Origin of the sequence: Candidatus Amarolinea dominans, from assembly GCF_016704685.1 — a bacterium.
Classification (GTDB): Bacteria; Chloroflexota; Anaerolineae; order SSC4; family Amarolineaceae; genus Amarolinea; species Amarolinea dominans.
In genome coordinates, this window is the sequence record NZ_JADIZS010000021.1 from 54,623 (window position 1) to 81,221 (window position 26,599).

Sequence of the window (26,599 nt, forward strand, 5' to 3'; positions counted from 1 at the left end):
GGATGGCAGCGTCGCCATCTGGCATCATGAATGGGGATGCCGGGCCTCGGATGAGGCCCGGCATTTTTGTTTCTCGGATGCAATCGGTTTGATTTTCATGACATTCGATAGTATCATTCTTGACGCGCGCGCTGTTGTAACTCGAACAGCACGTTGAGCGCGGCCAGCGGCGACAGGCCGTTGACATCCAGCTTCTTGAGGTCCTCCACCACCGGGTGACCGGTGACAAAAAGCCCCAACTGCCGCGGCCCGGTTGCCATGCCCAGCTTGCGCGGGCCAGCCGCGCCCTTAGCTTCCAGATCGGCCAGGATCTCATCGGCGCGGGCAATGACCGTGCGCGGCAGCCCGGCCAGTTCGGCCACATGCACGCCGTAGGAGCGATCGGCTTTGCCCGGCACAATCTTGTGCAAAAAGACGACGCGACCGCCCTCTTCGGCCACCGCCAGGCTGAAATTGACCACGTGCGGCAGGCGCACGGCCAGGTCGGTGAGTTCGTGGTAGTGGGTGGCAAACAGCGTCTTGGCGCGTAGCCGCGGGTGATTGTGAATGTGCTCCACGATGGCCCAGGCAATCGCCATACCATCGTAGGTGCTGGTGCCGCGACCGATCTCATCCAGAATGAGCAGCGAGCGGCTGCTGGCGTGGTTCAGGATGTTGGCGGCTTCGACCATTTCCACCATGAAGGTGGATTGCCCGCGCGCGATGTCATCCGCGGCGCCCACGCGCGTGAACACACGATCCACCAGCCCGATGTGCGCGGCGTCGGCCGGCACAAAAGAGCCGATATGCGCCATCAGGGTGATGAGCGCAATCTGGCGCAGGAAGACGCTCTTGCCGGCCATGTTGGGGCCGGTGAGGATGATGATGGCTTGCTCCGGGTGCAGGCTGACATCGTTGGGCACGAACGGCTCGTCGCGCTGCGTCAACTCCACGACCGGATGGCGCCCGGCTTTGATCTCGATGATCCCGTCATCCGCCAGCTCCGGGCGCACATAGCGGTTGCGCGCCGCGACCTCGGCCAGCGCCGCATAGACATCAAGCTCCGCCAGCGCCTGCGCCAGGGTCAGCAAACGCCCGGCCTGGGCGGCCACCTGGTCGAGAACGGCGCGATAGACCTGCTGCTCCAGTTCCAACTGGCGCTCGTCCGCGTGCAGGATGATGGATTCCATCTCTTTCAGCTTGGGCGTGATGTAACGCTCCGCGTTCACCAGGGTCTGCTTGCGTATGTAATCGGCCGGCACCAGGTGTGCGTTGGCGGTGGACACTTCCAGGTAGTAGCCGAACACCTTGTTGTAACCAACCTTGAGCGATTTGATGCCGGTGCGTGCGCGTTCTGTCCCCTCCAGGTTGGCAACCCAGGTCTTGGCATCTTTGGAGGCTGAGACCACAGCATCAATCTCCGTACTGAAGCCAGGGCGGATGATGCCCACGTGTTGCAAGGTGGCCGGCGGCTCCTCCACGAGCGCCTGGCCGAGCAGCGCGGCCACATCCGCGCAGGGATCAAGCCGGGCGTCGAGTGTCGCCAGCAGCGCGGCGGCATCGGCGCCGGGGCGCAATTGGCCGGTGATGCGACGCGCCTCGTTGACTTTTGTCAGCGCCTGGCGGATGCCCAGCAGGTCACGCGGCAGGGCGATGCGCTGCACCACCCGGTTGACCCAGCGTTCCAGGTCGCCAAAGCCCTTGAGCAGCGCCAACAGCTCGGCGCGGGCCAGGCCATGCTGCTGCAAGGCGGCAACCGCGCCCAGGCGGGCGTCGAGCTGCGTCAGATCGAGCAAGGGCTGCCCCAGGCGCCGTCGCAGCAGGCGCGCGCCCATCGGCGTGCGGGTGTCATCGAGTACGGCCAGCAAGGTGTGGCGATTATCGCTGCCCCGGATTGACTCGGTCAATTCCAGGTTGCGCCGTGTGGCCTCATCCAGCACCATGAACTCAGTCAGACTGTAGGTGTACAGGGAGGTCAACTGCGCCAGCGCCGAGGGCTGCATCTCACGCAGGTATTGCAGCAGCGCGCCGGCCGCGCTGATCGCCAATGGCTTGGAGTCGCAGCCAAAGCCGGCCAGGGTCTGCACATGAAAATGGTCGAGCAGGGCGCGCCGCGCTGTCTCCAGTTCGAAGCGCCAGGGCGGCAGGCGCGTCGACGCGCCGGGGGCCAGGCCCAGTTCAGCCGAGGGGGCAAAACCATCCTCGACTGTCAGTAGCTCGGCCGGCTGCAAGCGTGCCAGTTCCTCGCGCAGTCGCAGCGCCGCGTCTGCACCGCTGAACTCTGTGGTGGCAAATTCGCCGGTGGTAATATCGGCGTAAGCCACGCCGACCCGGTCATCCTGACGCACGCCGGCCACCAGGTAGTTGTTGCGCCTCTCCGGCAGCAGTCCCGGCTCCACCACGGTGCCCGCGCTGACGATGCGATTCACCAGGCGCGGCACCAGGCCGTCCACCGGCGCCTCGCCCTGCTGTTCGGCAATGGCCACCTTGTAACCGGCCTGAATCAGGCGCGCCACGTAGCCATCCACACTGTGCCAGGGCACGCCGGCCAGGGGCACGCGCATGTCCGCGCCCACCGGCCGCGAGGTCAGGACCACATCGCAGACCGAGGCCACGATCTTGGCGTCATCGTCGAAGGTTTCATAGAAGTCACCCAGGCGAAAGAAGAGGATGGTATCCTTATACTGGCGCTTCAGATCCAGGTATTGGCGGCGCATGGGTGTGGTCATAGTCAGCTCCGTGGTTGGTGATTGATGGCCCTTAGCCTGTTCGACAAGAAGAGTTCCAAGCTGGTGGTCTGGCAAATGCCAACTGTGGGACAGTCCTGTTTTCGCTCAAACGTTCTACGCGACGGCTTGTGGCAAGTGCCTGATGACCTACTACCCATTGGGGTGTCGAAAACAGGCTTAGTATACCACAGCCAGCCGCCGCGGGTGTAACCCGATCTGCCGCGCGAAACCGGCCATTCTTCTATCGTTATGCCTGCCTGTGGAACCAACAATGACTCCTTCGAACGAGCCTTCTATCTCACTTATCTCACTGACGAACGAAGCAGCGACCAGGGTGCTGGATGAGGCCGAGACACGCTTTCAGGCCGGGGATTACGTGGGGGCAGGCGCCATCTTCCATCGCGCGTGGGATGCCGGGGATCAGCCCGCCGGTGTGCGCTATGCCACCTGCCTGCGCCTGGCCGGTTTTGCGCGCCCGGCGCTGCAGGTTTGCCAAAAAATTGCCCGGAGCGCGCCCTATGACCTGGCCGTGCGTACGGAACTGGCCTGGAACCTGTTCGAGGTGACGCTGCAGCCGCTGCAGATCCGCCATGACCTGGCCGCGCTGCAGCAGGCTGCCTCTGCGATTCTGGCTCAAGGCGCCGGGCCGGCCACCGCGCAGGCCGTCTTCGTCGTGCTTGACGCCGCCGTCGCGCAGGGCGACTGGTCCCTGGTCGCGGCCTGGTGTGATCGCCTGCGCCCCGCGGACCTCGACGACCGGCCGCCGCCCACGGTGCAGCCGGGAGCGTTCAGCGAGTCGCCGCGCCTGCGCTGGTATCGGCACAAGACCCGTGCGCTGCTCATGCTCAACCATTGGGCCGAGGCGCGCAGCCTGGCTTTACAGGCGCAGGGGCTGTATCCGCACCGTTCCATCTTTCCACGCCTGGCCGCGCAAGCCCTGGCCGGTCAGGGAAAGCTGTTGGACGCGTATGAGGAGTTGCAGGCGCTGTGCGCACGCTGGCCGTTGGCGTGGCCGCCGCCCATGGACCTGGCGCGGCTGGCGCAGCAGTTGGGGCGCGGCGATGAAGCGCTGCGCCTGGCCTGTCGTGCGGCCCTGTTGCCCGGCGAAGATGCCCAAAAGACCGCCCTGTTTGCCCTCCTGGCCGACATCATCGCGGGGCAGGGCGAGTTCTTCCTGGCCGCGTGCCATGTCGTGCTGGCGCGCAGTTGGCACACGCGGCAGCATCTGGCGTATCCGGCCGGCCTCAAACGGCTGGAGGGGCGGCTGCGGGCTGCCCTGGCCAGCGCCGGGCAATCGTTCCCCGATGTCACCCTGGGCGGCATTGCCGCTATCCGCCAGCGCTGCTTCACCTACTGGCAAGCTATCGCCAAAATAGACAACTAGCATACTTTGCGCTATACTTGGCTGTCCATCTGCGCCAGATTCACCTGCTCAGCTCCAATTCAGAGGGAAACCCCCGGTGTGTGCCCAAAGGCGGCATCTGCGCCCGCCGGTTGCTATGGTTGTTTGCCCGATGCGAGCAGGTTTTTTTGAGAAGGACATTGAAATGCAGAACATTCGAACGAAGGAGGAGTACACATGACCGAATCGCTACTGTCCAAGCTGACCCATGAACGACGCGGCCTATGGGTTGCGAGCGTCCTTGAGGTCATCGGCTTGCTGGCCTTCGTGGGCATCATGGCGCTCGTTGCGCGCCTGATGCCGGCGAGCGGACTCCAGGGCAGCACCCTCATCACTATCGGCCTCATCATGGCGGCCGTGCCGGCTGTCATCTGGATGATTTTCTTCTACCAGCAGGACCAAGTCGAGCCAGAACCGAAACGCTATATCATCGCTGTCTTTCTGCTCGGGGTCCTGGTGGCTAATGCCGTGGCGACCCCGTTGCTGGAACGGCTGTTCCGTGTACAGGACTGGCTCTACACCAACACGACGGTGCAGATCGTGGGTTCTATCCTGGTCATCGGCATCATCCAGGAATTCTGTAAATACCTGGCCGTACGCTACTCCGTCTACCGCGCCGCCGAGTTCGATGAGCGCACCGACGGCATCATCTATGCCACGGCGGCCGGGCTTGGTTTCGCCACGATGCTCAACTTCAACTACATTCTGAGCAACGGTGGTGTTGATCTGGGTGTCGGCGCCATTCGCATCGTCGAGACCACTCTCGCCCATGCCAGCTTTGCCGGTATCATGGGCTACTTCCTGGGCCAGGCACGCTTCGAACGCACGCCGGTTTACTACCTGCCGCTGGGACTCCTGCTGGCGGCCACGTTCAACGGGCTTTTCTTTTTTGCGCTCGATCGCGTCACCACCAACGGCCTGGTCTACACACCAGTCAACGGACTTATCTTGGCGGCTGCGGTGGCCGTTGTCACCCTGGGCATCGTCTTCTTCCTGATTCGCCGCGCCAACCGCGAGACGCAAACGCTGCTCGGCGCCAGTTCAGCGGCAGCCTGAAGGAGGTCATTCATGTCTACCGATGTCAAGATGATGGCTGGGCCAACGCCAGCCGAATTCGCTCGCAACGACTGGGCGCTGGCCATCACCGCGCTTATCGCGCTGCTGGTCGGACTTGTCCTGCGCGTGGTCATCACCACGCAAACCAGCACGTACACCATTCCCGGCGCGGCCAATATCGTCTATCCGACCAACTGGGTTGCCGATACAACGACCGGTGAAAACCTGTTCAGCGTGTCCAATCCACGCTCTGGCTCCACCTTCCCCTCACACATGGCGCTTATCAGCGCGCCCCTGGCCGCCGACAACACCCTGTCCGACGCGGCCATCCAGTGGACGTTGGATCTGAGCAGCAGCCGCGAACATTTCCGCAACCTTTCATCGCAAACGATGAGCGCGGCGGGAACGGACGGCGTCAAGATCAGCTACGCGTATGTGGCCGATGTGGGGGGCAGCAGCCGCTCGCAACTGCCGGTTGTTGTACAAGCAATAGACACCTTGATGCTGGTGAACGGCCAGCTCTATGTGTTGCGCTACGAGGCGGACGCCACGGTCTATAACGATGACCTGGCCACATACGAACGGGCGCTGGCGGCGCTGAAGTTCTAGCGCGAGACACGGAGGACTCAGACGATGACGAAGCAGAAGATGAAGCAGAAGATGAAGATCATGTCACGCCTTGCGCTCGCCCTGGTCGTCCTGCTGACTGGCACCCTGGTTACGGCCACGCAGCCACGGACGGCCCAGGCGGTTGGACGCAACGAGCTGCAGCGTGCCCTACTGGGAACGGTGCGCGTCGCGGTGGCCCTGGATGGCAAGAATGGCTACTCAACCGGCTCTGGCACTGTCGTGTCGGACAAAGGCTATGTGGTCACCAATTTCCATGTCGTGGGCGACACCAAGACGGGCCGCTTCTACAATTCCCAACGCGTGGCCGCGCTGGCTATCAATCAAACCAATCTGCGCGGCATGCCCACCTGGATCTACACCGCACGCGTGGTGCAGTCCGACCCCAAGCTCGACGTGGCCATTCTCAAAATAGTTGGCCTGGTGGATAACGAAAAAGCCGCCCTGCCCGCCAACCTGGGCCTGACCGTGGTGCCGATCGGCAACTCGGACGATGTCCAGATCGGCGACGAGGTCAGCGTGTTGGGCTTTCCTGGTATCGGCGGCGACACCGTCACCTTCACCCAGGGGCGCATTTCCGGCTTCCTGGACGAAGATCAGGACAGCGAAAGCGAATGGTTCAAGACCGATGCCGAAGTCAACCACGGCAACTCTGGTGGCCTGGCCGTCAACGACGCCGGTGAAATGATCGGCATCCCGACGGCCGGCTATTCCGACCGCGAAGACATTGGTAAAATCAGCTTGATTCGACCGGTCAAGCTGGCGCTGCCGCTGATTCAGGCGGCGCTGAAGGATGTGGGCGGCTCCGGCAACGGCACCACTGCCCCGCCTGCGTCCGGCGCCCGCGTCAGCAACGTCAGATTTGCCACAGCCATTGATCGCAACGGTACCCCGGTCAGCCCTGGCAGCCGCTTTAGTTCCGGCGCCACCGCGGTCTACGCCACGTTCAGCTTTGCCGACTTCCGCAAGGGCACGCAGTTGGTCTATGCCTGGTCCCTGGATGGCAAGAAGGTTGTCGAAGACACGATCGTGGCGAAGAGCGCCGGTTCTGGCGACGACTGGTTGAGCGTGGCGAACAACTCCAAGCCGCTGCCCGATGGCAAATATGACCTGACCATGCAGGTGGATGGCAAAGAGCAGTTCCGCGGCTCATTTGTCATTGGCGGGGCGGCCAGTCCATCTCCCACCGGCGCCACCACCTGGAGCGCCATTACCTTTGCCCAGGGCTTGGACAAGAGCAACAAGCCGGCGAAGCCGGGCACGCAGTTCGCCAGCGGCATCCAGGAAGCCTACGCCTTCTGGGATTTCAACGGCACACCCGATGGCGCAGAATGGACACGCGTCTGGTACCTGGATGACCAGGAAGTGCTGCGCGAATCGGACAGTTGGAGCCAGGGCGCCAAAGGCAGCACGTGGGTGAGCATCTACAGCGAGTCCGCCCTGCCCGATGGCACCTACAAACTGGAGCTCTACCTGGGCGATACCCTGCTGCAAAACGGCAGCTTCGCCGTTGGTGAGGGCAGTGTGACTGCGCCTGTGGTCACCGATGAAGGGGTGCAGATCTTCGGCATGATTGCCGACGCGGATACCGGGCGCGGGATTGCCGGCGCCATCTTCGTTGTGTTGAAACCAGGTGTCACCATTGCGGATTGGTCGAAGGACTTTGCCCAGGACAAAATCTACGCCATAGGAACAGCGGATACCAGCGGTAACTATCAACTCGACAAGCCGCTGCCGCGTGAGCAGACGTACAGCATGGCGATCCTGGCCAAGAACTATCGGCCGGTGACAGATGACGGCATCGAGGTCACTGCGGACATGGAAAGCCCGCGCGAGATCAACATTAGCCTGAGCAAGGGCTAAACAGCCGGACGCACAGCCGCAGACGGACGCGGGCGCCTGGCGCCTGTACCGATGCTGTGCAACCTCAACCCAAGTTAGCTGGCACGACCGGCCGCATCACCAGGGTGACACCGACACCTGCGGCCGGTCGTGCTTATTCTTTCATCATGAGTCGTCAACACAGAAAATCGGCAGGCACACGTGGCGCGCGCCTGCGTGCCCTGTTTTTCCTCGGCCTCAGCCTGCTCACCCTACGGGCCAGTTTTGTACGCAGCGATTGGGCGTTCGACCTGGTCGCCGACGGCATCGCCGCGCCGCACGCCTTTGCCCTGGCGCGCTGGGAAGTGGACACGCTGATGGCTAAGGTGCGCGACACCGTGCGTTCGCCGCTGGCTGGCATGGACGATGCAGACCAGGCGTCGCTCGTGCGCGCCTATTTCAGCAACAACCAGCGTATCCGCGACCTGGAGCGCACGATAACGGCCGCGCTCAGCCAGAATGAGCCGCCTGGCGCTGACGTGCAGGCGCTCAACGCGGAAATCGCCAGCCTGCGCCGCCAGCAGGCCTACTGGCGGCCCATCGCCGAGGCCGCGATCGAGCAGCAGGTGGCTGCCGTCTTGAGCACCGAACAGTTGCTGACCGCCGACACGCTGTGGCCGCCGGTGCGCTTCAGCTTCACTGAACCGCCGCTCTATCTGGTCGTCTCGCCGCGCAACCAGATCAGCCGCCGCTATGGCGCCTATTTGCAGCCAGACACACCGCTGACCACCTGGAGCAGTCTGGAAGATGAGGTCGAGCGCCAGGGCGAGGTGGCTGCACTGGTCGAGGGCATTGGCGGATTCTCCACCTGGCCGACGATGGTGCTCAATGATGCGCCGCTGGACTGGGTGCTCAGCACCGTAGCGCACGAGTGGATGCATACCTACCTGGTGTTCCATCCGTTGGGTTGGCATTACTTCGACAATGGCGACCTGACCACGATCAATGAAACGGTTGCCTCGATTGCGGGCGACGAAATCGGCGCGCAGGTGCTGGCGCGCTTCTATGCTGAGCCGCCGACCGCGTCTGGCCCCTCGCCACCCGCGCCGTCTACGCCACCCGCCGCGCCAACGCCCGCGCCGTTCAATTTTGGGGCTGAGATGCGCAGCACGCGCCTGGCGGTAGATGCCTTGCTGGCCAGCGGACGCGTCGCCGCGGCTGAGGCCTTCATGGAGGCGCGGCGGCAACGGTTTGTGGCCGCGGGCTACAACCTGCGCAAGCTCAATCAGGCCTACTTCGCCTTCCACGGCAGCTATGCCACCGGCGTCGGCGCGGTGGACCCCATCGGGCTGCAGTTGCAGCAACTGCGCCGGCAAAGCCCCTCGTTGGCAGCCTTTGTGTGGACTGTGCAGCGGTTCGACAGCCGCGACGACCTGGAGACAGCCAGTCCGGCGCCCGCGCTAAAATGACTTCTTGACAGATCGTCAACTCTGTGCGATAATGTCCGCACGCTGGCAGCCAAGCCAGTCCCAACCTTCTGCTATCCCATTCCGAGGAGGTGATGCTTCATGAGTGATCGTAGTACACGCGGCACCGTAGCATCGCCTCGGGGTAACCTGTAGACGCTACGGTGCCAAAAAGAAAGGCTCTCCTTCACCGGAGAGCCTTTCGCTTTTAGAGACACACGTCCGCCAACCCTCTGTGACTGCCGTTCAATACAAATACTTCTGCCAGGAGCTATGATGACCAGGGCTGTACTCGTTGAGCAGGGTCAGCGCAATGTAGCGTGGACGCCTGGGCACGGAGAGTAGCGCGTAGCCGGCCTCATCGGGGGTGCGATTACCCTTGCGCTGATTGCAGCCGCGGCAGGCCGCCACCACATTTTCCCAGGCCGTTGCGCCCCCGCGGCTGCGCGGCACCACGTGGTCGAGCGTCAGATCACTGCGGCCAAACTGGCAGCCACAGTATTGACAGGTGTAGTGGTCGCGGGAGATGACGGTGCGTCGCGACAGCGGCAGTGACAGATGCATGGGAATGCGCACGTAGCAGACCAGCCGAATGACCAGCGGCACCCGAAACGCCTGCTGTTCGGCGCGCAGATAGGCTTCGGCCGCCTCCACCAATTCGGCTTTTTCCTTGAGCAACAGAACAATGGCGCGTCTTACCGACACCACACTCAGTGGTTCATAGCTGGCATTAAGGACCAGAACGTTACCCATGGTCGCACCTCGCCTCGTCTCCCCTCGCATCCCCCTGTGAAACGAAAATGACTAAACAAAAAAGCCCGCGATTCGTATAACTTCACGAATCTGGGCTTTCAACCACTCAGGTGGGTGACCAGTGGGGCTTGAACCCACAGCCTCCTGGGCCACAACCAGGTGCTCCGCCAATTGAGCTATGGCCACCATGCACACGTCAAGCTTACCGTTCATCGTGACAGCCGGGACACGGGTGAGGCCAGCCATGTACCTGGCTCACCGGTTCCTGGCGCTTGCAGGTTCGGGGACGAGGACTCGAACCTCGATACAGGGATTCAAAGTCCCTTGTCCTGCCATTAGACGATCCCCGATCTCACGATGGGTAAACTGAGTGCCGAGACCCAGACTTGAACTGGGGACTCCGTCATTTTCAGTGACGTGCTCTACCAACTGAGCTACCTCGGCTGAGCGGCAAGCCCGGACGCTTGCCGATGATCGCGCAGAGCGGGCGATGGGATTCGAACCCACGACTCTCTCCTTGGCAAGGAGATGCTCTACCACTGAGCCACGCCCGCATAACATGCACGATCACAGAGCGGGCGATGGGATTCGAACCCACGACTCTCTCCTTGGCAAGGAGATGCTCTACCACTGAGCCACGCCCGCATGTTCATGTAAGAGCCTTTGGCCTGTCTGCTGCCCACAGCCGCCGGCTATTTTAAGGTGGACCCGGTCGGATTCGAACCGACGCTCCCCTCCTTGCAAAGGAGGTGCCTTCCCGCTAGGCCACGGGCCCGACTGATTTGAGACGTTGGACACGCCTTGTGCGTGCAACCATCATCAAAAACTGGCTGTGCCGACGAGAGGACTCGAACCTCCACACCCCGTAGGGCAACAGATCCTAAGTCTGTCGCGTCTGCCATTCCGCCACGTCGGCTTGGCTGACGCCCGCTTGCAGCAACGGGCGCCACAAGACCGTTGACCTGACAACGGAATCAACCGTGCCTGCACTCACAAAACAAAAGAGTGGTACATACCCCCGATTCTGTTTACCGTCATCTTTCTCACCGAGAACACCCTTATGCAGAGTGTCTCCGTGGCAGTTCCTGGCTTGCCAGGTGTTACCTGGTATCGCCGTCACCGCTGCGATGAGACCAAGCCGCCTGACGGCTGGCCTGGCCCACTCACCTTGCTCCCGGTTGCACGCTCGCCTGGCCGAGGACATTGCTGCCCTCGCCGGTAGGCTCTTACCCCACCGTTTCAGCCCTGACCCGTGCCGGCGCAAGCCAGGCACTGGCGGGAATGTTTTCTGTTGCGGTTGTAGTCACCCGGCTTGCGGCCGGGCGCCCCCACTTGCTGTTTCGTGGGGCAACCTTCTGCGGATAACCGCAGGGGGAGTCGGGAAGTTCCTCTGAGGCGCTTACGCACCCCAGCGACGGTTGACCAATCTCTTGTTTGTTAAGGCGCTTGCCGGGCCAAATTATACCATGCCCCCGAACCATCGTCAAAAAGCGAGCCGGACAGCGTCACGGGCTGGCAGCGCGGACGTCTCGCCCGCAGCGCCGCCAGCCGCCCGCGTCCCCAACATGTTGGCTCGCTGGACCGCGTAGCAGCAGGCTACTCAACCGCCCCGCGGCCCCTCCACCCAGTAGGTGCCATCAGGGCCGACTTCCTTCTTCCAGATCGGGGCAATCGCCTTGAGGCGTTCGATCGCATAACTGCACGCCTCGAAGGCGCCCTGCCGGTGCGCAGCAGCAATTGCGATGGCAACGCTCGTCTCACCCACCTCCAGGCGCCCACAGCGGTGAACGATGACTACCCCGGTCACGGCCGGCCAGCGCGCAACCACCTCATCGGCAATCTGCTGAAAGCACGCCACGGCCATATCCGTGTAGGCCTCATACTCCAGGTAGTCTGTTTGCCCGCTGTCTGAGTCTCCGCGCACGATTCCCGCAAATAGAATAATGGCGCCATGCGTGGGCACGTTGACGCGCTGCGCCACCTCATCCAGCGAGATCGGCGCCGTGGTGATTTCGAAGCACGGCGCGGCGCTACCGCCGCTGACAGGCGGCAGCAGCGCGACCTCGTCACCATCGGCCAGCGGTGTGGCATCCGTGGCATAACGTTGATTGACAGCCAGGGCCAGATTGCTCGTCTCGCCCAACGAAGGCGCGACCGCGGCCAGCGTCGCCAGGACAGCCGCCGCGGTCGCGCCTTCGTTCAACTCCAGGGTCAGGGAGGACTGGCCAAGCCGCTCGCGCAGCGAGGCAAATAGTCTGACGCGTACATGAATCATGGATAATCTCCTCACGTCTGGTGGATGTGTACTGCAAGCGGGCACGAATTGCGCCTGTTTCCTTAGGTCTACCTCTCGTTCGTGAGTTCCAGGAGTATAGCATATTTTTCTGGCGACAACAAACCCGGTATAACACCGGTCTGGACTTTGACCTCGTTGCAGCGACTTGCAGTCGCCCGATCTGCCCCCAGACCGCCATGCACCCACGCCAAACCGATCATTTGACAGCCGGTCAGTCATGAATTAGACTAAAGAACATGAAAACTGCCTGCAACTCCAAAATGAGCAGGCAGTCTTGACAATGCCATGTCAAGCGATGAGGCGATGGGCTTAGTCGTACGAGCCCAGCGCCGAATACAGTGCTTTTGCGCTGATTCATATTCGTCCGCATCTTCTCTAACTTCATGAGATCAAGGAACACTATGTCTCAATTTGATGGCTTCAGCAAACGAACGCCCCTGATTCTCGTGTGGGCGTTGCTGCTGCTCACTGCCTGTGCCCCCAGCCCGGCGCTTTCTCCTCGCTCCTCTACGCCGGCGGCTCCCAACGTCCTGGTGGTGGAGACCTTCCTGGCCGACATCACCCGCCAGGTCGCCGGCGACCGTCTGACGGTTGACACCCTGATGCCGCTCGGCGTGGACCCGCACAGCTTCGAGCCGACGCCCGCCGACGTGGCGAAAGTCAGCGCCAGCACGGTGCTGGTCACCAACGGCGTCGGGCTGGAGGCTTTCCTGGACAAACTGCTGCAGAACGCGGATGGCAAGCGCGTGGTGATCGAAGCCGCTAACGGCCTGACCCCGCGCACGCCAACCGCAACCGAAGAAGCCCATGACAGCGCAGAGCCAGAGCATGAGGAAGGCGACCCTCATTTCTGGCTCGACCCCATCCTGGTTATGCGCTACGTCGAAAATATCCGCGATGGCCTGAGCCAGGTGGACCCGGACGGCGCCCTGCTCTATGCCGCCAACGCGGCCGCGTATGTGACCCAGTTACAGGCCCTGGACGCCTGGATCCGTGAGCAAACCAACCAGGTGCCCATCGCACAGCGGCAGTTGGTGACCAACCACGAAAGCCTGGGCTATTTTGCCGACCGCTACGGCTTTCAGATCATTGGCGCCATCGTTCCCAGTGTCAGCAGTGGGGCCTCACCTTCGGCGCAGCAACTGGCCGCGTTAGTTGACCAGATCAAGGCAACGGGCGCGCGCGCCATTTTTCTGGAAACCGGCGCCAACCCCCAACTGGCCGAACAGGTTGCGGCCGAAACCGGCGCCAGCGTCGTCACCGGCCTGCTCAGCCATTCGCTCAGCGCCCCTGGCGGAGAAGGCGCTACCTACATCGAGATGATGAAGCACAATACGCGTACCATCGTGGCAGCATTGAAATAAGACTCTCTTGATAGCCACCGATGACCGCGTTGAAAGAAGCGAGGCCCGACGTGATTGATACCCTGAGTATGCCCCCCGCACTTGAGACCGCCATACCCCGCCCTGACGCACCGGCACGCCTGGATGTAGACGGCATCACGGTCGGCTTCGACGGCCGGCCGGCCTTGCGTGACCTCTCCTTCCAGGTGCCCCACGGCGCGCAGGTGGCCGTGGTGGGGCCAAACGGGGCGGGCAAGTCAACCCTGTTCAAGGCATTGGTGGGCCTGCTGCCCCTGCGCAATGGCCGCATCTTGATCCACGGCCAGCCGCTGGGCGTGCATCAGGACTGCGTCGCCTATGTGCCGCAGCGCGAAGAGGTTGACTGGCGCTTTCCTGTCACCGTGGCCGACGTGGTGATGATGGGCCGCTATGGCCGTCAGGGCTGGCTGCGCCGCCCCAACGCCGCCGATCGCGCCGCGGTGACGCGTGCCCTGGACGCGATGGGCATTGCAGCGCTGGCCGGCCGTGCCATTGGCGAGCTTTCAGGCGGTCAACAGCAGCGTGCCTTCCTGGCACGCCCTGGCCCAGGAGCCGCACATCCTGCTCATGGATGAGCCGTTCACCGGCGTTGACATGGCGACGCAGGAATCTACCCTGGCTCTGCTCAATCGTCTGCGCGCCCAGCAGGTGACGGTGTTGATTTCCACGCACGACCTGGCCCTGGCCGCCAGCCGTTTCGAGATGGTGCTGCTCCTCAACCAGCGTCTAATCGCCTTTGGCCCGCCGGCGCAGGTGTTCACCACGCAGCGCCTGGCCGAAGCCTTCGGCGGCCAGGTGCTCATGTTGCCAGAGGGGGTGGCCGTGGTAGACCACTGCTGCCCGGAGGACGAAACGGTCATGGTGGCGCCCCCAAAATCCACCACGGCGCCTGCGCCACGGCAATCTGCCGGCCAGTCAGGCAACGCGGCGCCGCGCCGAAATCGAGAACTGAGATGATCGAATGGCTCTTGACGCCGCTGGCCTATGGATTCATGCAGCGGGGCTTGCTGGCTGCGGTGATGGTGGGCATCCTATGCGCGGTGATCGGCTGTTACGTGGTCTTGCGCTCCATGGCTTTCCTGGGCGATGCCATGGCGCATGCCATTCTGCCTGGCGTCGCTGTGGCGTATCTCCTCGATGGTAACTTGACCGTAGGTGCGCTGGTGGCTGCGGTGCTGGTGGCACTTGGCATCGGCGCTTTCTCGCGTCAGGGCACGATCAAGGAAGATACGGCGATCGGCATCATGTTTGCGGCCGCGCTGTCGTTGGGCGTCATGCTCATCAGTTCCATCAAGACCTACGCCGTGGATCTGACTCACATCCTGTTCGGCAATGTGCTCGGTGTCAGCCCGGCCGACCTCTGGCTGACAGCCGGCCTGACCGCACTCATCCTCGGCACGGTGGTGGTGCTCTATCGTCCCTTCCTGGTCATCTCCTTCGACCCGGTGTTGGCCGCGACGCTGCGCCTCCCCGCTGAACTCCTGCGCTATGCCATGTTGATCCTGCTGGCGCTCACGGTCGTGGTTTCGATGCAGACGGTTGGCGTGGGACTGGTAGCAGCCATGCTGGTTACGCCGGCCGCCTCGGCCTACCTGCTGACTCGGCGCCTGCGTATGATGATGATCGTCTCGGCTGTGATCGGCGCCTTCTCCAGCCTGGCCGGGCTGTATCTCAGCTACTACCTGAACGTGGCCTCCGGCGCCGCCATCATCCTGACCGCCACCATTATCTTCATCCTGATCTTCCTCTTTGCCCCACAGCGCGGCGTCGCCTGGTCATTCTGGCGACGCTCCTAATATCATCCGCCCCGTTTTCTCTGCCACGAATTTCACTAATTTGCACGAATCGAACTTCTGCTTTCGTGTCAATTCGTGTAATTCGTGGCAAAAGTCCGCCCGCCGTGTTGCCGTCCGCATCATAGGTGTAGCTGGCCAGCGCCGTGTAAGGTGATCGGGTCAGGTGATGAGCGGCTGCGCGGTGGCCGTGGCGACATTGAGTTCCCGCAGGAAGCGCTTGCGCAATTCTTCTTCCACGCGCTCCGGATCATTGCCATACGGAATGCGCCCGCCGGCCATGTGCGCGTGGCCGCCCGTGCCGCCCATCTCACCCACGACCTGGCGCACCATGCGCGCCGCATTGGCCTCCGCCAACTGGGTGCGTACCGCCATCACCACCTGGTTTTGGTAGCGCCCCCAACAAATGACCCAATCGGTGCCCTCCAGTCGGGCCAGAATGTCGGCCATCTCCGCGGCCATGTCTGGGCGCTCCATCGGCCCCAGGCTGGCCAGCGCCACGCGGTCATACAACACGGTCCGCGCCAGGGTGTCATTGAACGCCTTGAAGTAGCTGCGCGGCACGCGTGCCTGCTCGATCTTCGCCAGCAACTTGGGGTCAATCAGGGGGAGGAGCACCATGTAGGCCCAGGCGTCACAATCGCAGGCGTCGCGGGCCAGGCCACGCGTGTCGGTTTTGATGCCGTAGAAGAGCGCCGTCGCCAACTGGCTGTGGGGTCGAATCTCGGCCGCCACCAGGTACTCGGTCAGAATGGTAGAGGTGGCGCCGTAGCACGGCCGTACATCGCGGTAGCGCGCCTGGCGCTTACCCCGGCGCAAGGGGTGATGGTCGAACACGGCGACGACCGGCAAATTCGCTGGCCGTACATGATTGGAAGCGCCAACCTGGGTGTCAATCAGGGCAATGGCGTCAACATCATCCCAGTTGATCTTGTCCACCTGGGTCAGGTGCATCTCCAGGTTGGCAACCAGGGCTCGGTTTTCTGCGCGGCCGATCATGCCGCCGTAGACGATGCCAGGGGTGATGTGGAGTCGGGCGCTCAGCACGGTCTGTAAGGCCCAGGCGCTGGCCAGCGCATCGGGGTCGGGGTCGTTGTGGGTCAGGATGACGAGCCGCTGGCTATTGTCGCACGCGTCGAGCAGCCGCTGCAGGCGGCGCTGCCCGCGTGGCATGTCGAACATGGGCAGCGGCTGCCCGCTGAACGGCATGATAAAACGTGGTGCTTCCAACGTGTCCGGCAGTTCAGTCATTGCAGGACCTCGACCCACTCGGCCTCGCCGATGCCGTTGCTGTCCAGCGCCACGCGCACGGTGCCATCGGCCTGCAGCAGCGTGTAGATGAGGTTTGATTTACCAAACACCGGCGCCGCCCAGCGCTCGTTGCCTCGCTGCTCCAGGCGTACCGGCACGTAATCCTCGCGTCCTGTCACCGAAGCGATGGGGCGGGCCAGGCGCGCCATGACGATACGCCGCGGCGGTCCTTCTTCGCCCTGCAGCAGGCGCAGGGTCGGCGCGACCACCAGGTCGAAAATCACCATCGCGCTGACCGGGTTGCCGGGCAGTCCAAAAACCGGCTTGCCGTCGCAAACTGCCAGGATGGTGGGCTTGCCGGGGCGCACGCTGAGGCCATGCACCAGGATGCCGGGCTGTCCCAGGGTTGCTATCACTTCCGCGGTCATGTCGCGCACGCTGACCGAGCTGCCAGCCGAGATGACGACCACATCGGCCTGGGCAAACGCCTGGCGGGCCAGGGCGCTCAAGGCTCCAAGTTGGTCGGGCGCAACGCCCATCAGGATCGGCTCGGCGCCGGCGCGACGAGTCAGCGCGGCCAGGGTGTAGCTGTTGATATCCCGAATCTGACCAGGTCCTGGGGTCTGCGTGGGCGGCACCACTTCATCGCCCTGCGAGAGGATGGCCACGCGCGGCGGTTGCGCCACCTTGACCTGCGTGATGCCAACCGCCAGCAGTCCGCCCAGGTCGGCCGGGCGCAGGCGCCGGCCCGCGGCCAGCACGATCTCGCCCTGGCGCACATCTTCGCCGACCTGAATGACATTTTGACCGGGCGCCAGCGGGCGCAGGACTTCGATGGTGTGCGGGAAGTGCGGATGGAAGATGGGTTGTCGGCCGCGACGGCCAGCGCGCGTGGAGGCTGCACCCTCTCGGTATGCTCAACCATCACGACCGCGTCGGCGCCTGGCGGGATCATGCCGCCGGTGTGTACGATGGTGCAGGCGCCGGAATCAATCGCCAGGCTGGCCGCTTGCCCCATGGCGGTTTCACCGATGACGCTGAGATAGGCGGGGAGGCTGGCCGAGGCGCCAAAGGTGTCCGCGGCCAACACCGCGTAGCCGTCCACCGTGGAGCGGGCGAAACTGGGCAGATCGTGCGGCGCAATGACGGTTTCGGCCAGCACGCGATCCAACGCCGCGGCCACTTCGATGGTTGCGGTCGTGATCCGGATCGGGAGATGTCGAAGGAAAAGCCGCCAGGCAGCGGCCGGCGTCTGCACGTTGAATAGTTCAGGCATGATTTTTTCGCGCTGGGGATCCGATCAGAAACCGGGTTTCTCGTAGAAACCCGGTTTCTGACAGAAGCCCGGTTTCTCGCCGGGTTTCTGATTCGCTAACGACCGCCGTTGCTGGACAAGGCGGTCAGCATGATGATGACCAGGGCCGCCAGGAAGATCAGGACGAAGAGCAAGATCGCCGGCAGGAAAACGGCGACGAGCGCGCGTCCCCACTGGGTTTCTTCGCCAATGACCAGGCCGTCGGCGCCCACGCGCTGTTGCACCCAGCCCAGGCTGACAGCCGTCGCCTTGGTGTAGATGAGCCAGCCCCAGACGGTGGCAACGATACCGAGCAGGCTGCCCAAGCAGGGTACCAGCGCCAGGATGGTGAACAACTGCGGCACGCTGTAGAGCGGCGTGGTGGCGAGAAAATCGCGCAGACTGCCTTTGGCGCCCAACAGCAGCCGCGCCAGGAGCAAAACCCAGATGCCATAGCTCAGCCAGGCGCCAAGTCGCGCAAACGGCGATGATAACCATTGGCCCAGGGCCTCCAGGAAATGACTGATCGGCTGCGGCAGTGGAGTGGGCAACCCCACGATCCCTTCGACAATGCCCATGACGCTTTCGAACTGCTCGCGCACCAGGGACAAACCCCCTGCTGGGATGCCGCCAGCGTTCTGCATCTGTGCGAGCACCTGATCGAAGGTGTCGCGCACGCTCTGCATGTCAGCCGCCGGATTGCGGACCGCTTGCCACAGAAAGCTGAGGCTGCCGGCAATCAGGCTGACGACGATGAGGAGACCAATGGCATAGCGCATGCCATCCACATGATCACGGAAGCGCACAAAGGCGTCGGTCTTGAGCGTCAGGATGTCGCCCAGCAACTTGAGCCACTTGACACGACCAAAGCCGCGGTCAACGGCGCTGTTCATATCGGTTGTCATTGTGCTATCCCTCCGGCCACGAGGCCCATAAGCAGTGTGCTGAAGATGAAGCCAAGCACGGCGATGAGAATACCGAACAGGATGCCTGGCAGAAGCGTGGCCGCGACAGCACGCGGCCAACTCAAGCCATGCACGGTTTTGAGCGCCGTGTAGCGACAGAGCATGCGCCAGGTGCCGATGACACCGCCGACCACGACGAAGGGAATCACGGTGACCAGGCTCAGGAGCTGCGGCGCTTCGGCCAACGCTGTGGCGCCCAGGGTTTGACTCAGCGTGCCCTTGCCGCCCAACAGCCGTGCCACGACATGAGCGACGACGCCCCACAGGAGCCACAGCAGAATCATGGTGACAGGCAGGAGCACGAGATTGAGCGCGGCATTGCCGATGTCGGGGTAGCCGGCCAGGCGCGGGAAAATCTGCCAGCCGAGGTCATAGAACTGGTTGAACATGTCCAGCGCCTGCTGTCCGCCAGCCTGGAGCATCTGATCGAACCACGGCATACTGCGCAAGCCGTTCAACACGGTTTGTTTCATGGCTTGCAGGTCTGGCGTGGCTGCTCTGGCCAGCGCCGTGCCGACCAGGCTGAATAATGCGATGGCGACACTGATGACAACGACAATGAACAATCCCTCGACGAACGGATTGTCGTCGTCGCGCATGTCCTCGTATACGTCCTGTTCAAGGAACAGCGCTCGCCACGCCCAATGGAACGCACGTCTAACGAATGGCATTTACATCCTCCTTGTGCAAGTTGATTCCGACTGATCGAAATGAGACACGGGTGAGGCTACAGATGATATGATACTCCTTTTCATCAAAACCGAGAAGACAGCGCACGCTCCTGCGCAGCTAAAATGCGACACTGCGCAGATCAAAGCCCGCGCGCAGGTTGCTCATGGCGCGTTCCACGCCGGCCCGCGCCAGCTCCAGCAGGAACGCGTGGGTCAAATCGGCTGGCGGTTGCAGGCTGGCGGCCAGGTGGCGTGCCAGCGCGGCCGCGGCCAGGTCACCGGCCAGGGCCAACCAGGGCACCATGCCCAGCAAGCGACGGCGGTAGACGATGAAGCTGGTCGCGCTGAATTCGCGCGTCACCAGTTCTTGCAGCAGCATGTCAACCGTGGGAAAGGCTGGGCGGCGATTATCGAGCAGGCGTTCAGCCAGGTCATAGGCGGCCTCGCTGTGCGTAAACCAGGAGCTGAAGGCCCGATGATCGAGCAGTGCCCGCGACTGCTGGCGCAAGTTGGCAATGGCGAGATCGGCGGCCAGGGGCGGCAGATCAGGCGGCGGCGACCCGGGTTCGCCAAACTGCCAGATCAGTGGGTTGAGCAGCCGAAACTCATGCGGGATCGGCGTCTGCTGTTCGTAATTGGCCTGCACAGCGGCAGCTACCAGGCTGCGGCCATAATCGAAGGGGGCTTCGAGCAGGCGCAGGGGCTGTTCACTACGCGGAATGAGTAGTTCGCAGAAGGTACCGGCCAAGTGCGGCGCGGGGATGCGCACCGCAGGCATGCTGGCGTTGGCAAAGGACAAACGCACGCCGTTGGCATCACTAAGCAGCGCGCCCAGGAAGGTCACTTCGCCAGGTTTGTACAGACTGATGACCGGCGCGGGCGCCGGCGCAACAAACCAGACGGCCCGATAGCCATCGCCGTCAATGCCGCTGACAAGCGCACGCCAGCCGCGGCCGGGGGACGGTGCGGGTTCGGCGCTGACGCCGGCCAGCGTCAGCTTGCGCAGACTGCGTTCCACCAGGGCGCGCGAGGCCACCGATACCGTGGGCAGCAGGTGGCGCAGGGTCGTGATGGCTGCCGGCCGGCGGATGCGGCTCAGGGCATGCACGGCCTGCGCCGCCACGACATCGCGGCTATCTTGCGCCAGCAGGCGCAAGAGCACCAGGCGCTCCTCCGGTTCAATGGCGTCAAGGCTGTTGATGAGGTCGAGCACCACCTCCAGCGGTTGGGTTTCGAGCTGCTGCACATACTCGATGTAGACATACTCCGACTGCTGCGCGGCGATCAACATTTCGCGCACGGAGCTGAGCATGATGGCCCGCGGGTCGGAGAGGGTGGCGTACAGGGTTTCGTCAGGCTTCTGCCCCAGAAAGCGTTCCAGGATGGTGATCGCGGTGATGCGCACCTGGTCAGGCTGGCGCGTATCCTGGGCCAACGCGGCCAGGGCCTCGACGACCGGCGCACCGTCAGCCTGCAGCGCGGCCGCCACCTGCCCCAGGCCGCCCCGCATCTGCGGGTCATTGGTGCCGAGCATGGTCAGCAGGGTGGGCAGCACCTGGTTGCCCTGGCGGGCGATGTGGCGGGCGCGGGTACGCAGATCCAGTTCACCGTGCGCCTGGGTGAGCAGGCGTATCTCGGCCTCGATGCTCCGGCGGTCACGCAAGGTCGTGATGATGTTGTCTTGGTTGGAGGTCATGTCCGTCTTCGCTCAGAAACCTGGAACAGGTGGCCGATCAACTATACTGCAAGCGGGCACAAATTGCGCCTGTTTCCTTCGGCAGAAAAGTGAAATCTATTCCCGCTTGCAGTATATTTTGCCATGCTGCATCAGCAATGCGCTGCACTGCACTGTGCTACATTGCTACATTGCAACATTGCAGTGCATTGCACTACATTGCATTGCATTGTACCATGTCTGTCAGGGTGAACCAAACGCGCCCACGAGGGCCAAAGGGCCGATTGGCGCAAAGTGCCCGTTCGCGGTACACTGGGCCTATTGCCACCGTACGCCAACTTCGCGACAACAGAACACCCGATTCGCAGGTCTGACGCAGCGCCACCCTGGTGCAAGCGCAGACTCACCGGCGATGATCGCCCCCCGCTGAGATTTGGCGTTCTGGCGCGTGGCATCATGACCCCAGCAAACGCGGCGCCCACGCATCCCATTGTTCTAAGGAATGAGAATTTTTTAACTGTCCAGTTCCGAGCAAATTCTGAGCATACAGACAGCACCAAAGCGGACACTTATTTAATTCTCATTCCTAATCCTGTTCTTGCCTGTGATTCGAGGTTGCCTATGGACATCTCACGTCGTACCTTCCTGAAGACCGGGGCGTTAGCCGTGACCGGCGCTGCCCTGGCCGAGTTATCGCCAGCCCTGGCCGATGCGCCACCCTACCCACGGGTGCGCGCGATGCACCAACATGTGGACCTGCCGCGTCGCATCGGCACCACACCCGACTTGCCGCCTCTCAATGTGATTGCTCTCAACCGCCTGATGTTCGGCCCTCACCCCACGGATTGGGCCGCGTTCGAGGCGCTGGGCAGCACACCCACCGAACGCCTGACGAATTTCGTCGCCCAACAGCTCAACCCCGGCAGCCTGGACGACAGCGCCTGCGAGGCCCGCATCGCCGCGCAGGGCTTCACCACGCTCAACAAGACGCTACAACAACTGTGGCTCGATCACCGCGTCAACGCAGCCAACTACACCGTGCGCAGCCAGCCCTTCAACGAGGGGCGTCGCGTCACCTGGCTCAAGGCCGTCTACAGCAAACGCCAGTTGTTCGAGGTGCTGACCGACTTCTGGCACAATCATTTCAACATCTACGGCTGGCACTACGATGTCCTGCCGGTCTGGATCCACTACGACCGGGATGTCATCCGCGCCAATGTGCTGGGCAATTTCCGCACCTTCCTGGAATCAGTTGCGACCAGCACGGCCATGCTCTACTACCTGGACAACGTCTACAGCAGCAACGCCGGACCGAATGAAAACTGGGCGCGCGAGCTGTTCGAGCTGCACACCCTGGGCGCGGAGAACTATCTCGGCTCCATGCAGCAGACGCAGGTGCCCGGCTACCCCAACAACCCCATCGGCTACGTGGACAACGACGTGTACGAGTCCGCGCGAGCCTTCACCGGCTGGACTGTGCGCAACAGCTCCAGTTTCGGCAACACCGGCGAGTTCTTCACCTACCAACCCTGGCACGACCGCTTCCAAAAGACTGTACTGGGCCGCCACCTGCTCAACGATCGCCCGGCGCTGGAAGATGGCCGCGCAGTGCTCGATGCCGCGGCCGCGCATCCCGGCACCGCACGCCATGTCTGCACCAAACTGTGCCGCCGCTTGATTGCCGACGACCCGCCCCAGGCGGTCATAGACGCCGCGGTGGCAACCTGGACCACCCATCAACAGGCGCCCGATCAGCTCAAGCGGGTGGTCGAAACCATCGTTCTCTCCCCGGAGTTTGCCGACGCCTGGGGACAGAAGGTCAAACGACCGTTCGAGCTGACCGCTTCCATGCTGCGCGCCACCGCGGCCGAGTTCGTGCCCAACGATGACTTCTTCTGGACCTACGGGCTGATGGGGCAAAAATTGTTCGAATGGACCCCGCCCAACGGCTACCCGGACGTGCATGACATCTGGACCGGCACCAACGTCATGGTCTACCGCTGGAACATCGCCTACCACCTGGTAGCCGGCAACGTGGACAGCACCACGATTGACATCTTGGGGCAGATGCCGCCCGGCACGGTTACCTCGAACGCCATCACCGACTTCTGGATTCAGCGCATCCTCGGTCGTCCGCTGGATGCCGAAGACCGTTCCCGCCTGGTGGATTTCATCAGCCAGGGGCGCAACCCCGACCTGCCCCTGTCCGCCGAAGAGATCACCGAGCGCACCCCGCGGCTCGTGGAACTCATCATGAGAACGCCTGACTTTCAATGGCGATAGGAGCAAACATGGCACTCACACGACGAAATTTCCTGGCCGGCTGCTCGGCCGCCATTGCGGCCCTGGCCGGCGGACGTTTGACCAAGATGGCGTTTGCCAACCCGTACCGCCAACTGACCGATGAGGTTCTGGTAGTCATCTTCCTGCGCGGCGGCATGGACGGGCTCAGCCTGGTGGCGCCCTACAACGACCAGAACTACAACGACCTGCGCCCCAACATCCGCCTGCCCGCGCCCGGCAGCGGCGCCAACGCGGCGCTCGACCTGGACGGACAGTTCGGCTGCCATGCCCTGGCCGCGCCGCTGCGCGATCTGTATCAGCAGCAGAAACTGGCGGTAGTTCACGCCTGTGGATTGACCAGCGACACCCGCTCGCACTTCGATGCCATGGATTACATGGAGCGCGGCACGCCCGGCTCGCGCAGCATGGCCTCCGGCTGGTTGACCCGGCACCTGGTCTCTGGCGGCGCCAGCGGTGCGCTGCCGGCCATTGCTGCCAGCTCGCTGCTGCCTGCCTCGTTCCTGAGCAGCACGCAGGCCGTCGCGATGACCGACCCTGACGATTTCGGCCTGGATGGTCACTGGCGATGGACGGACGGCCAGCGCCTGGCCATGCGTCACCTCTACAACGGCGATTCATGGCTGCATCAGGCCGGCGAACAGGCGCTCAACGCGCTCGATATCGTCGAAGTGGCGAATCCGGGCGATTATGTGCCGGAGTTCGGCGCCGTCTATCCCACCAACAGCTTTGGCACCGCGCTGATGACGATCGCCCAGATGATCAAACTGGACGTGGGTCTCACCGTGGCCGCCGCGGACTACGGCGGCTGGGACACGCATGAGTACCAGGGCGATGCCGGCGCCGGCTACTTCGCCGGGCAGATACAGACGCTCGCCAACGGCATGGCCGCGTTGTACACCGATCTGACTAACTACACGCAGCGGGTGACCATCGCAGTGATGAGCGAATTTGGCCGGCGCCTGCGTGAAAATGGCAACCGGGGCACCGATCATGGGCATGGCAACGTCATGCTTCTGCTCGGCGGTCATGTCAACGGCGGACAGGTCTACGCCGCGCCCTGGCCCGGCCTGGATCCGGCCAACCTGGACAACGGCACCGATCTTGCCATCACCACCGATTATCGCCGCATTCTGAGCGAGATCCTGGTGCGCCGCATGGGCAATCCCAACCTGGGCGAGATTTTCCCCGGCTACCTGAACTACACCCCCCTCGGTGTCGTGCAAGGCCCGGATCTGCCGATCAACTTTGGGCCAACCCACGTGGAGCAGATGCAGAACGCGGTCAACTGCTTTGCCAATGGCGATGTCAGCGGCGCCTGTGCAACCTATGACCTGAACAACGACGGCCAGATGACCGTCGCGGATCTGCAAATTATGGCTGATCGCTGGACAATGACACCGTAGGAGGAAATGCCGTGAACGTGACACGCCGCCAATTCTTGCAGGATGGTTCCCTCGTCGTCGCCGGCAGCCTGCTGGCCGGCGTAGCGCCTGCGCCCTGGGTTGGGAAGACACCTCCCTTCCCCCGCGTGCAGCGCATGGCCGAGCGCCCCGATCTGCCCTTGCGCACCGACACCGCGCCAGAGCTGGCGCCGCTCAATGTCATCGTGCTCAACCGTCTCGGCTTCGGCGCGCGGCCCCCCGACTGGGCCGCCTACAATGCACTGGGCAGCACGCCGGCCGCGCGCTTCAGCGCGTACCTGGCGCAGCAGTTGAACCCGGCCGCCATTGCCGATGGCGACTGCGACCAGCGCCTGGCTGCGCAGAATTTTGTTTCTCTCGCCAAGCCGCTGACCCAGTTGTGGACCGATCACACCCTGGCCGATGACTACGACACATTCTCCCTACCGTTTCGGGAGACCGTTCAGGCCACCTGGATTCGGGCGCTCTACAGCAAACGTCAGTTCTTCGAGGTCCTGGCTGACTTCTGGCACAATCACTTCAACCTGTTTGGCTGGCATGATGGCGTGGTCTCCGTTTTCGTGCATTATGATCGCGATGTGATCCGTGCCAATGCACTGGGCAACTTCCGTCAGATGCTCGAAGCCGTAGCGACCAGCCCGGCCATGCTCTACTACCTCGACAATGCGTTCAGCTCGGATGACGGCCCCAATGAAAACTGGGCGCGTGAACTGTTCGAACTGCACACCCTGGGCGTCGAAAACTACCTCGGTCCCTTGGACCAGGCGGCCGTGCCCGGTTACAGCACCGGCAATCCCACGGCCTACGTTGATAATGACGTGTACGAAGCCGCCCGCGCCTTCACCGGCTGGCGGGTGCGCGATGACGACTATGACCCCGAGGTGGGTAACACAGGCGAGTTTTTCACCTACACGCCCTGGCACGATCGTTTCCAAAAGACAGTGCTCGGTCTCCATCTACGCAACGACCGGCCCGCGCTGGAGGATGGCCGCGCCGTGCTCGACGCCGTCGCCGGCCACCCGGCCACCGCGCGTTACCTCTGCACCAAGCTCTGTCGGCGCTTCATCGCAGACAACCCGCCGCAGGCCGTAATAGATGCCGCGGTCGCCGTTTGGACCGCCAACCAGCAGGCGCCGGATCAGATCAAGCGCGTGCTGCAGACCATTCTCACTTCCAACGAATTTGCCAACACCTGGGGCGAAAAGGTCAAACGGCCCTTCGAGTTCGTCGCGTCCGCGCTGCGCGCCGTGGATGCCGAGTGGGCCTGGAGCGATGGCTTTCAATGGACCTTTGCACAACTGGGGCAAGCGCTCTTCGAGTGGCCGCCGCCCAATGGCTATCCCGACCGGCACGAAGCCTGGACCGGCACCAATGTCATGCTCGGACGCTGGACGATCCTGACCTACTGCCTGGAAGGCTGGCTCGACGACATCTCCGCCGACCTGTTGAGCCAGATGCCGGGCAACATCCGCACACCGATCGCCATCTGCGACTTTTGGATTGCACGCCTGCTGGGTCGCGCCATGGGTACTGACGACCGCCAGGAGCTGATCGAGTTCGTGGCGCAGGGTCGCAATCCCGAATACGACCTTTCGCAGGAGCTGATTGACGAACGCGTGCCGCGCCTCGTCGAGTTGATCATCATGTTCCCCGATTTCCAGTGGCGTTGAGCGTAGCGCACCAGGACTTCGCGGCTTGAACTCCTGGCTTCTCA

The 26,599-nt window shown here is 63.0% G+C and carries 20 protein-coding genes, 7 tRNA genes and 1 pseudogene; 12 read left to right on the top strand and 16 right to left on the bottom strand.

Annotated elements, in window-relative coordinates; genetic code table 11:
- Positions 1 to 113: 113 nt before the first annotated feature.
- Positions 114 to 2,714: a DNA mismatch repair protein MutS gene (gene mutS / locus IPF85_RS14860; protein WP_343408942.1), complete on the bottom strand. Its 2,601-nt coding sequence runs from the start codon at positions 2,712 to 2,714 to the stop codon at positions 114 to 116.
- A 265-nt stretch (positions 2,715 to 2,979) separates the two neighbouring features.
- Here mutS and IPF85_RS14865 point away from each other — a divergent pair, with 265 nt between their 5' ends.
- From IPF85_RS14865 to IPF85_RS14885, 5 genes are all read left to right on the top strand, one after another.
- Positions 2,980 to 4,092 (top strand): hypothetical protein, encoded by a 1,113-nt coding sequence (locus tag IPF85_RS14865; RefSeq protein ID WP_343408863.1) that lies wholly within the window; start codon positions 2,980 to 2,982, stop codon positions 4,090 to 4,092.
- Between the two features lie 195 nt (positions 4,093 to 4,287).
- Positions 4,288 to 5,166, top strand: coding sequence for a PrsW family glutamic-type intramembrane protease (locus IPF85_RS14870; protein WP_343408864.1), 879 nt, complete (start codon positions 4,288 to 4,290; stop codon positions 5,164 to 5,166).
- Between the two features lie 12 nt (positions 5,167 to 5,178).
- Positions 5,179 to 5,775, top strand: a complete 597-nt coding sequence (locus tag IPF85_RS14875) for a hypothetical protein (RefSeq protein ID WP_343408865.1) — start codon at positions 5,179 to 5,181, stop codon at positions 5,773 to 5,775.
- A gap of 24 nt (positions 5,776 to 5,799) precedes the next feature.
- On the top strand, positions 5,800 to 7,656 hold the full coding sequence (locus IPF85_RS14880) for a serine protease (protein WP_343408866.1): 1,857 nt from the start codon (positions 5,800 to 5,802) through the stop codon (positions 7,654 to 7,656).
- 56 nt (positions 7,657 to 7,712) lie between these two features.
- Complete coding sequence (locus tag IPF85_RS14885) at positions 7,713 to 9,083, top strand: hypothetical protein (RefSeq protein WP_343408867.1); 1,371 nt, start codon at positions 7,713 to 7,715, stop codon at positions 9,081 to 9,083.
- Positions 9,084 to 9,326: 243 nt separating this feature from the next.
- Here the strand turns inward: IPF85_RS14885 and IPF85_RS14890 are convergent, their stop codons facing one another.
- From IPF85_RS14890 to moaD, 9 genes are all read right to left on the bottom strand, one after another.
- Positions 9,327 to 9,833: an HNH endonuclease gene (locus IPF85_RS14890; RefSeq protein ID WP_343408868.1), complete on the bottom strand. Its 507-nt coding sequence runs from the start codon at positions 9,831 to 9,833 to the stop codon at positions 9,327 to 9,329.
- Positions 9,834 to 9,946: 113 nt separating this feature from the next.
- Positions 9,947 to 10,019: transfer RNA gene (locus tag IPF85_RS14895), tRNA-His, on the bottom strand.
- Positions 10,020 to 10,112: 93 nt separating this feature from the next.
- Positions 10,113 to 10,183 (bottom strand) — tRNA-Gln (locus IPF85_RS14900).
- Positions 10,184 to 10,204: 21 nt separating this feature from the next.
- Positions 10,205 to 10,277 (bottom strand) — tRNA-Phe (locus IPF85_RS14905).
- Between the two features lie 38 nt (positions 10,278 to 10,315).
- Positions 10,316 to 10,387 (bottom strand) — tRNA-Gly (locus IPF85_RS14910).
- A 19-nt stretch (positions 10,388 to 10,406) separates the two neighbouring features.
- A tRNA-Gly gene (locus IPF85_RS14915) sits at positions 10,407 to 10,478 on the bottom strand.
- Between the two features lie 58 nt (positions 10,479 to 10,536).
- Positions 10,537 to 10,608: transfer RNA gene (locus IPF85_RS14920), tRNA-Ala, on the bottom strand.
- Positions 10,609 to 10,666: 58 nt separating this feature from the next.
- A tRNA-Leu gene (locus tag IPF85_RS14925) sits at positions 10,667 to 10,749 on the bottom strand.
- A 684-nt stretch (positions 10,750 to 11,433) separates the two neighbouring features.
- Positions 11,434 to 12,108, bottom strand: coding sequence for a molybdopterin converting factor subunit 1 (gene moaD / locus IPF85_RS14930; protein ID WP_343408869.1), 675 nt, complete (start codon positions 12,106 to 12,108; stop codon positions 11,434 to 11,436).
- Positions 12,109 to 12,530: 422 nt separating this feature from the next.
- On the opposite strand from moaD, the gene IPF85_RS14935 reads away from it, so the two are divergent.
- The 4 genes from IPF85_RS14935 to IPF85_RS14950 are packed head-to-tail and all read left to right on the top strand — an operon-like array spanning position 12,531 to position 15,307.
- Positions 12,531 to 13,493 (top strand): metal ABC transporter substrate-binding protein, encoded by a 963-nt coding sequence (locus IPF85_RS14935; protein ID WP_343408870.1) that lies wholly within the window; start codon positions 12,531 to 12,533, stop codon positions 13,491 to 13,493.
- 20 nt (positions 13,494 to 13,513) lie between these two features.
- A complete protein-coding gene (locus IPF85_RS14940) occupies positions 13,514 to 14,086 on the top strand; it encodes an ATP-binding cassette domain-containing protein (RefSeq protein WP_343408871.1) in 573 nt (190 codons plus the stop codon).
- On the top strand, positions 14,034 to 14,468 hold the full coding sequence (locus tag IPF85_RS14945; protein WP_343408872.1) for a hypothetical protein: 435 nt from the start codon (positions 14,034 to 14,036) through the stop codon (positions 14,466 to 14,468). The genes IPF85_RS14940 and IPF85_RS14945 overlap by 53 nt, the downstream gene beginning before the upstream one ends.
- The gene (locus IPF85_RS14950) at positions 14,465 to 15,307 is read left to right on the top strand and encodes a metal ABC transporter permease (RefSeq protein ID WP_343408873.1); all 843 of its coding nucleotides are present in this window, start codon (positions 14,465 to 14,467) and stop codon (positions 15,305 to 15,307) included. The genes IPF85_RS14945 and IPF85_RS14950 overlap by 4 nt, the downstream gene beginning before the upstream one ends.
- Before the next feature lie 159 nt (positions 15,308 to 15,466).
- Here the strand turns inward: IPF85_RS14950 and IPF85_RS14955 are convergent, their stop codons facing one another.
- The 6 genes and pseudogenes from IPF85_RS14955 to IPF85_RS14980 all read right to left on the bottom strand — a co-directional run bounded on the left by IPF85_RS14955 (position 15,467) and on the right by IPF85_RS14980 (position 21,181).
- On the bottom strand, positions 15,467 to 16,555 hold the full coding sequence (locus tag IPF85_RS14955; protein ID WP_343408874.1) for a DHH family phosphoesterase: 1,089 nt from the start codon (positions 16,553 to 16,555) through the stop codon (positions 15,467 to 15,469).
- The gene (locus IPF85_RS14960; RefSeq protein WP_343408875.1) at positions 16,552 to 17,334 is read right to left on the bottom strand and encodes a molybdopterin molybdotransferase MoeA; all 783 of its coding nucleotides are present in this window, start codon (positions 17,332 to 17,334) and stop codon (positions 16,552 to 16,554) included. The genes IPF85_RS14955 and IPF85_RS14960 overlap by 4 nt, the downstream gene beginning before the upstream one ends.
- 179 nt (positions 17,335 to 17,513) lie before the next feature.
- A pseudogene (locus IPF85_RS14965) lies at positions 17,514 to 17,831 on the bottom strand (molybdopterin molybdenumtransferase MoeA); the annotation flags it as partial.
- Positions 17,832 to 17,926: 95 nt separating this feature from the next.
- The gene (locus IPF85_RS14970) at positions 17,927 to 18,754 is read right to left on the bottom strand and encodes a hypothetical protein (protein WP_343408876.1); all 828 of its coding nucleotides are present in this window, start codon (positions 18,752 to 18,754) and stop codon (positions 17,927 to 17,929) included.
- Positions 18,751 to 19,485 (bottom strand): Yip1 family protein, encoded by a 735-nt coding sequence (locus IPF85_RS14975; protein WP_343408877.1) that lies wholly within the window; start codon positions 19,483 to 19,485, stop codon positions 18,751 to 18,753. The genes IPF85_RS14970 and IPF85_RS14975 overlap by 4 nt, the downstream gene beginning before the upstream one ends.
- Positions 19,486 to 19,603: 118 nt before the next feature.
- Positions 19,604 to 21,181 (bottom strand): hypothetical protein, encoded by a 1,578-nt coding sequence (locus IPF85_RS14980; protein ID WP_343408878.1) that lies wholly within the window; start codon positions 21,179 to 21,181, stop codon positions 19,604 to 19,606.
- 600 nt (positions 21,182 to 21,781) lie between these two features.
- Here IPF85_RS14980 and IPF85_RS14985 point away from each other — a divergent pair.
- From IPF85_RS14985 to IPF85_RS14995, 3 genes are read left to right on the top strand one after another with little or no spacing between them, the layout of a single operon-like run.
- Positions 21,782 to 23,443: a DUF1800 family protein gene (locus IPF85_RS14985; RefSeq protein ID WP_343408879.1), complete on the top strand. Its 1,662-nt coding sequence runs from the start codon at positions 21,782 to 21,784 to the stop codon at positions 23,441 to 23,443.
- Positions 23,444 to 23,451: 8 nt separating this feature from the next.
- Entirely contained in the window at positions 23,452 to 24,867 is a 1,416-nt protein-coding gene (locus IPF85_RS14990; protein WP_343408880.1) for a DUF1501 domain-containing protein, read from the top strand.
- 11 nt (positions 24,868 to 24,878) lie between these two features.
- Positions 24,879 to 26,555, top strand: coding sequence for a DUF1800 domain-containing protein (locus tag IPF85_RS14995; protein ID WP_343408881.1), 1,677 nt, complete (start codon positions 24,879 to 24,881; stop codon positions 26,553 to 26,555).
- The last annotated feature ends 44 nt before the right edge of the window (positions 26,556 to 26,599 follow it).

What these genes read in the sequence shown, in the direction of transcription:
- IPF85_RS14980 (WP_343408878.1), bottom strand. Translation starts at nt 21,181, where the DNA reads ATGACCTCCAACCAAGACAACATCATCACGACCTTGCGTGACCGCCGG.
- IPF85_RS14955 (WP_343408874.1), bottom strand. Translation starts at nt 16,555, where the DNA reads ATGACTGAACTGCCGGACACGTTGGAAGCACCACGTTTTATCATGCCG.
- IPF85_RS14875 (WP_343408865.1), top strand. Translation starts at nt 5,179, where the DNA reads ATGTCTACCGATGTCAAGATGATGGCTGGGCCAACGCCAGCCGAATTC.
- IPF85_RS14970 (WP_343408876.1), bottom strand. Translation starts at nt 18,754, where the DNA reads ATGACAACCGATATGAACAGCGCCGTTGACCGCGGCTTTGGTCGTGTC.
- IPF85_RS14950 (WP_343408873.1), top strand. Translation starts at nt 14,465, where the DNA reads ATGATCGAATGGCTCTTGACGCCGCTGGCCTATGGATTCATGCAGCGG.
- IPF85_RS14990 (WP_343408880.1), top strand. Translation starts at nt 23,452, where the DNA reads ATGGCACTCACACGACGAAATTTCCTGGCCGGCTGCTCGGCCGCCATT.
- IPF85_RS14935 (WP_343408870.1), top strand. Translation starts at nt 12,531, where the DNA reads ATGTCTCAATTTGATGGCTTCAGCAAACGAACGCCCCTGATTCTCGTG.
- IPF85_RS14870 (WP_343408864.1), top strand. Translation starts at nt 4,288, where the DNA reads ATGACCGAATCGCTACTGTCCAAGCTGACCCATGAACGACGCGGCCTA.
- IPF85_RS14940 (WP_343408871.1), top strand. Translation starts at nt 13,514, where the DNA reads ATGACCGCGTTGAAAGAAGCGAGGCCCGACGTGATTGATACCCTGAGT.
- IPF85_RS14865 (WP_343408863.1), top strand. Translation starts at nt 2,980, where the DNA reads ATGACTCCTTCGAACGAGCCTTCTATCTCACTTATCTCACTGACGAAC.
- IPF85_RS14880 (WP_343408866.1), top strand. Translation starts at nt 5,800, where the DNA reads ATGACGAAGCAGAAGATGAAGCAGAAGATGAAGATCATGTCACGCCTT.
- moaD (WP_343408869.1), bottom strand. Translation starts at nt 12,108, where the DNA reads ATGATTCATGTACGCGTCAGACTATTTGCCTCGCTGCGCGAGCGGCTT.
- IPF85_RS14975 (WP_343408877.1), bottom strand. Translation starts at nt 19,485, where the DNA reads ATGCCATTCGTTAGACGTGCGTTCCATTGGGCGTGGCGAGCGCTGTTC.
- IPF85_RS14985 (WP_343408879.1), top strand. Translation starts at nt 21,782, where the DNA reads ATGGACATCTCACGTCGTACCTTCCTGAAGACCGGGGCGTTAGCCGTG.
- IPF85_RS14890 (WP_343408868.1), bottom strand. Translation starts at nt 9,833, where the DNA reads ATGGGTAACGTTCTGGTCCTTAATGCCAGCTATGAACCACTGAGTGTG.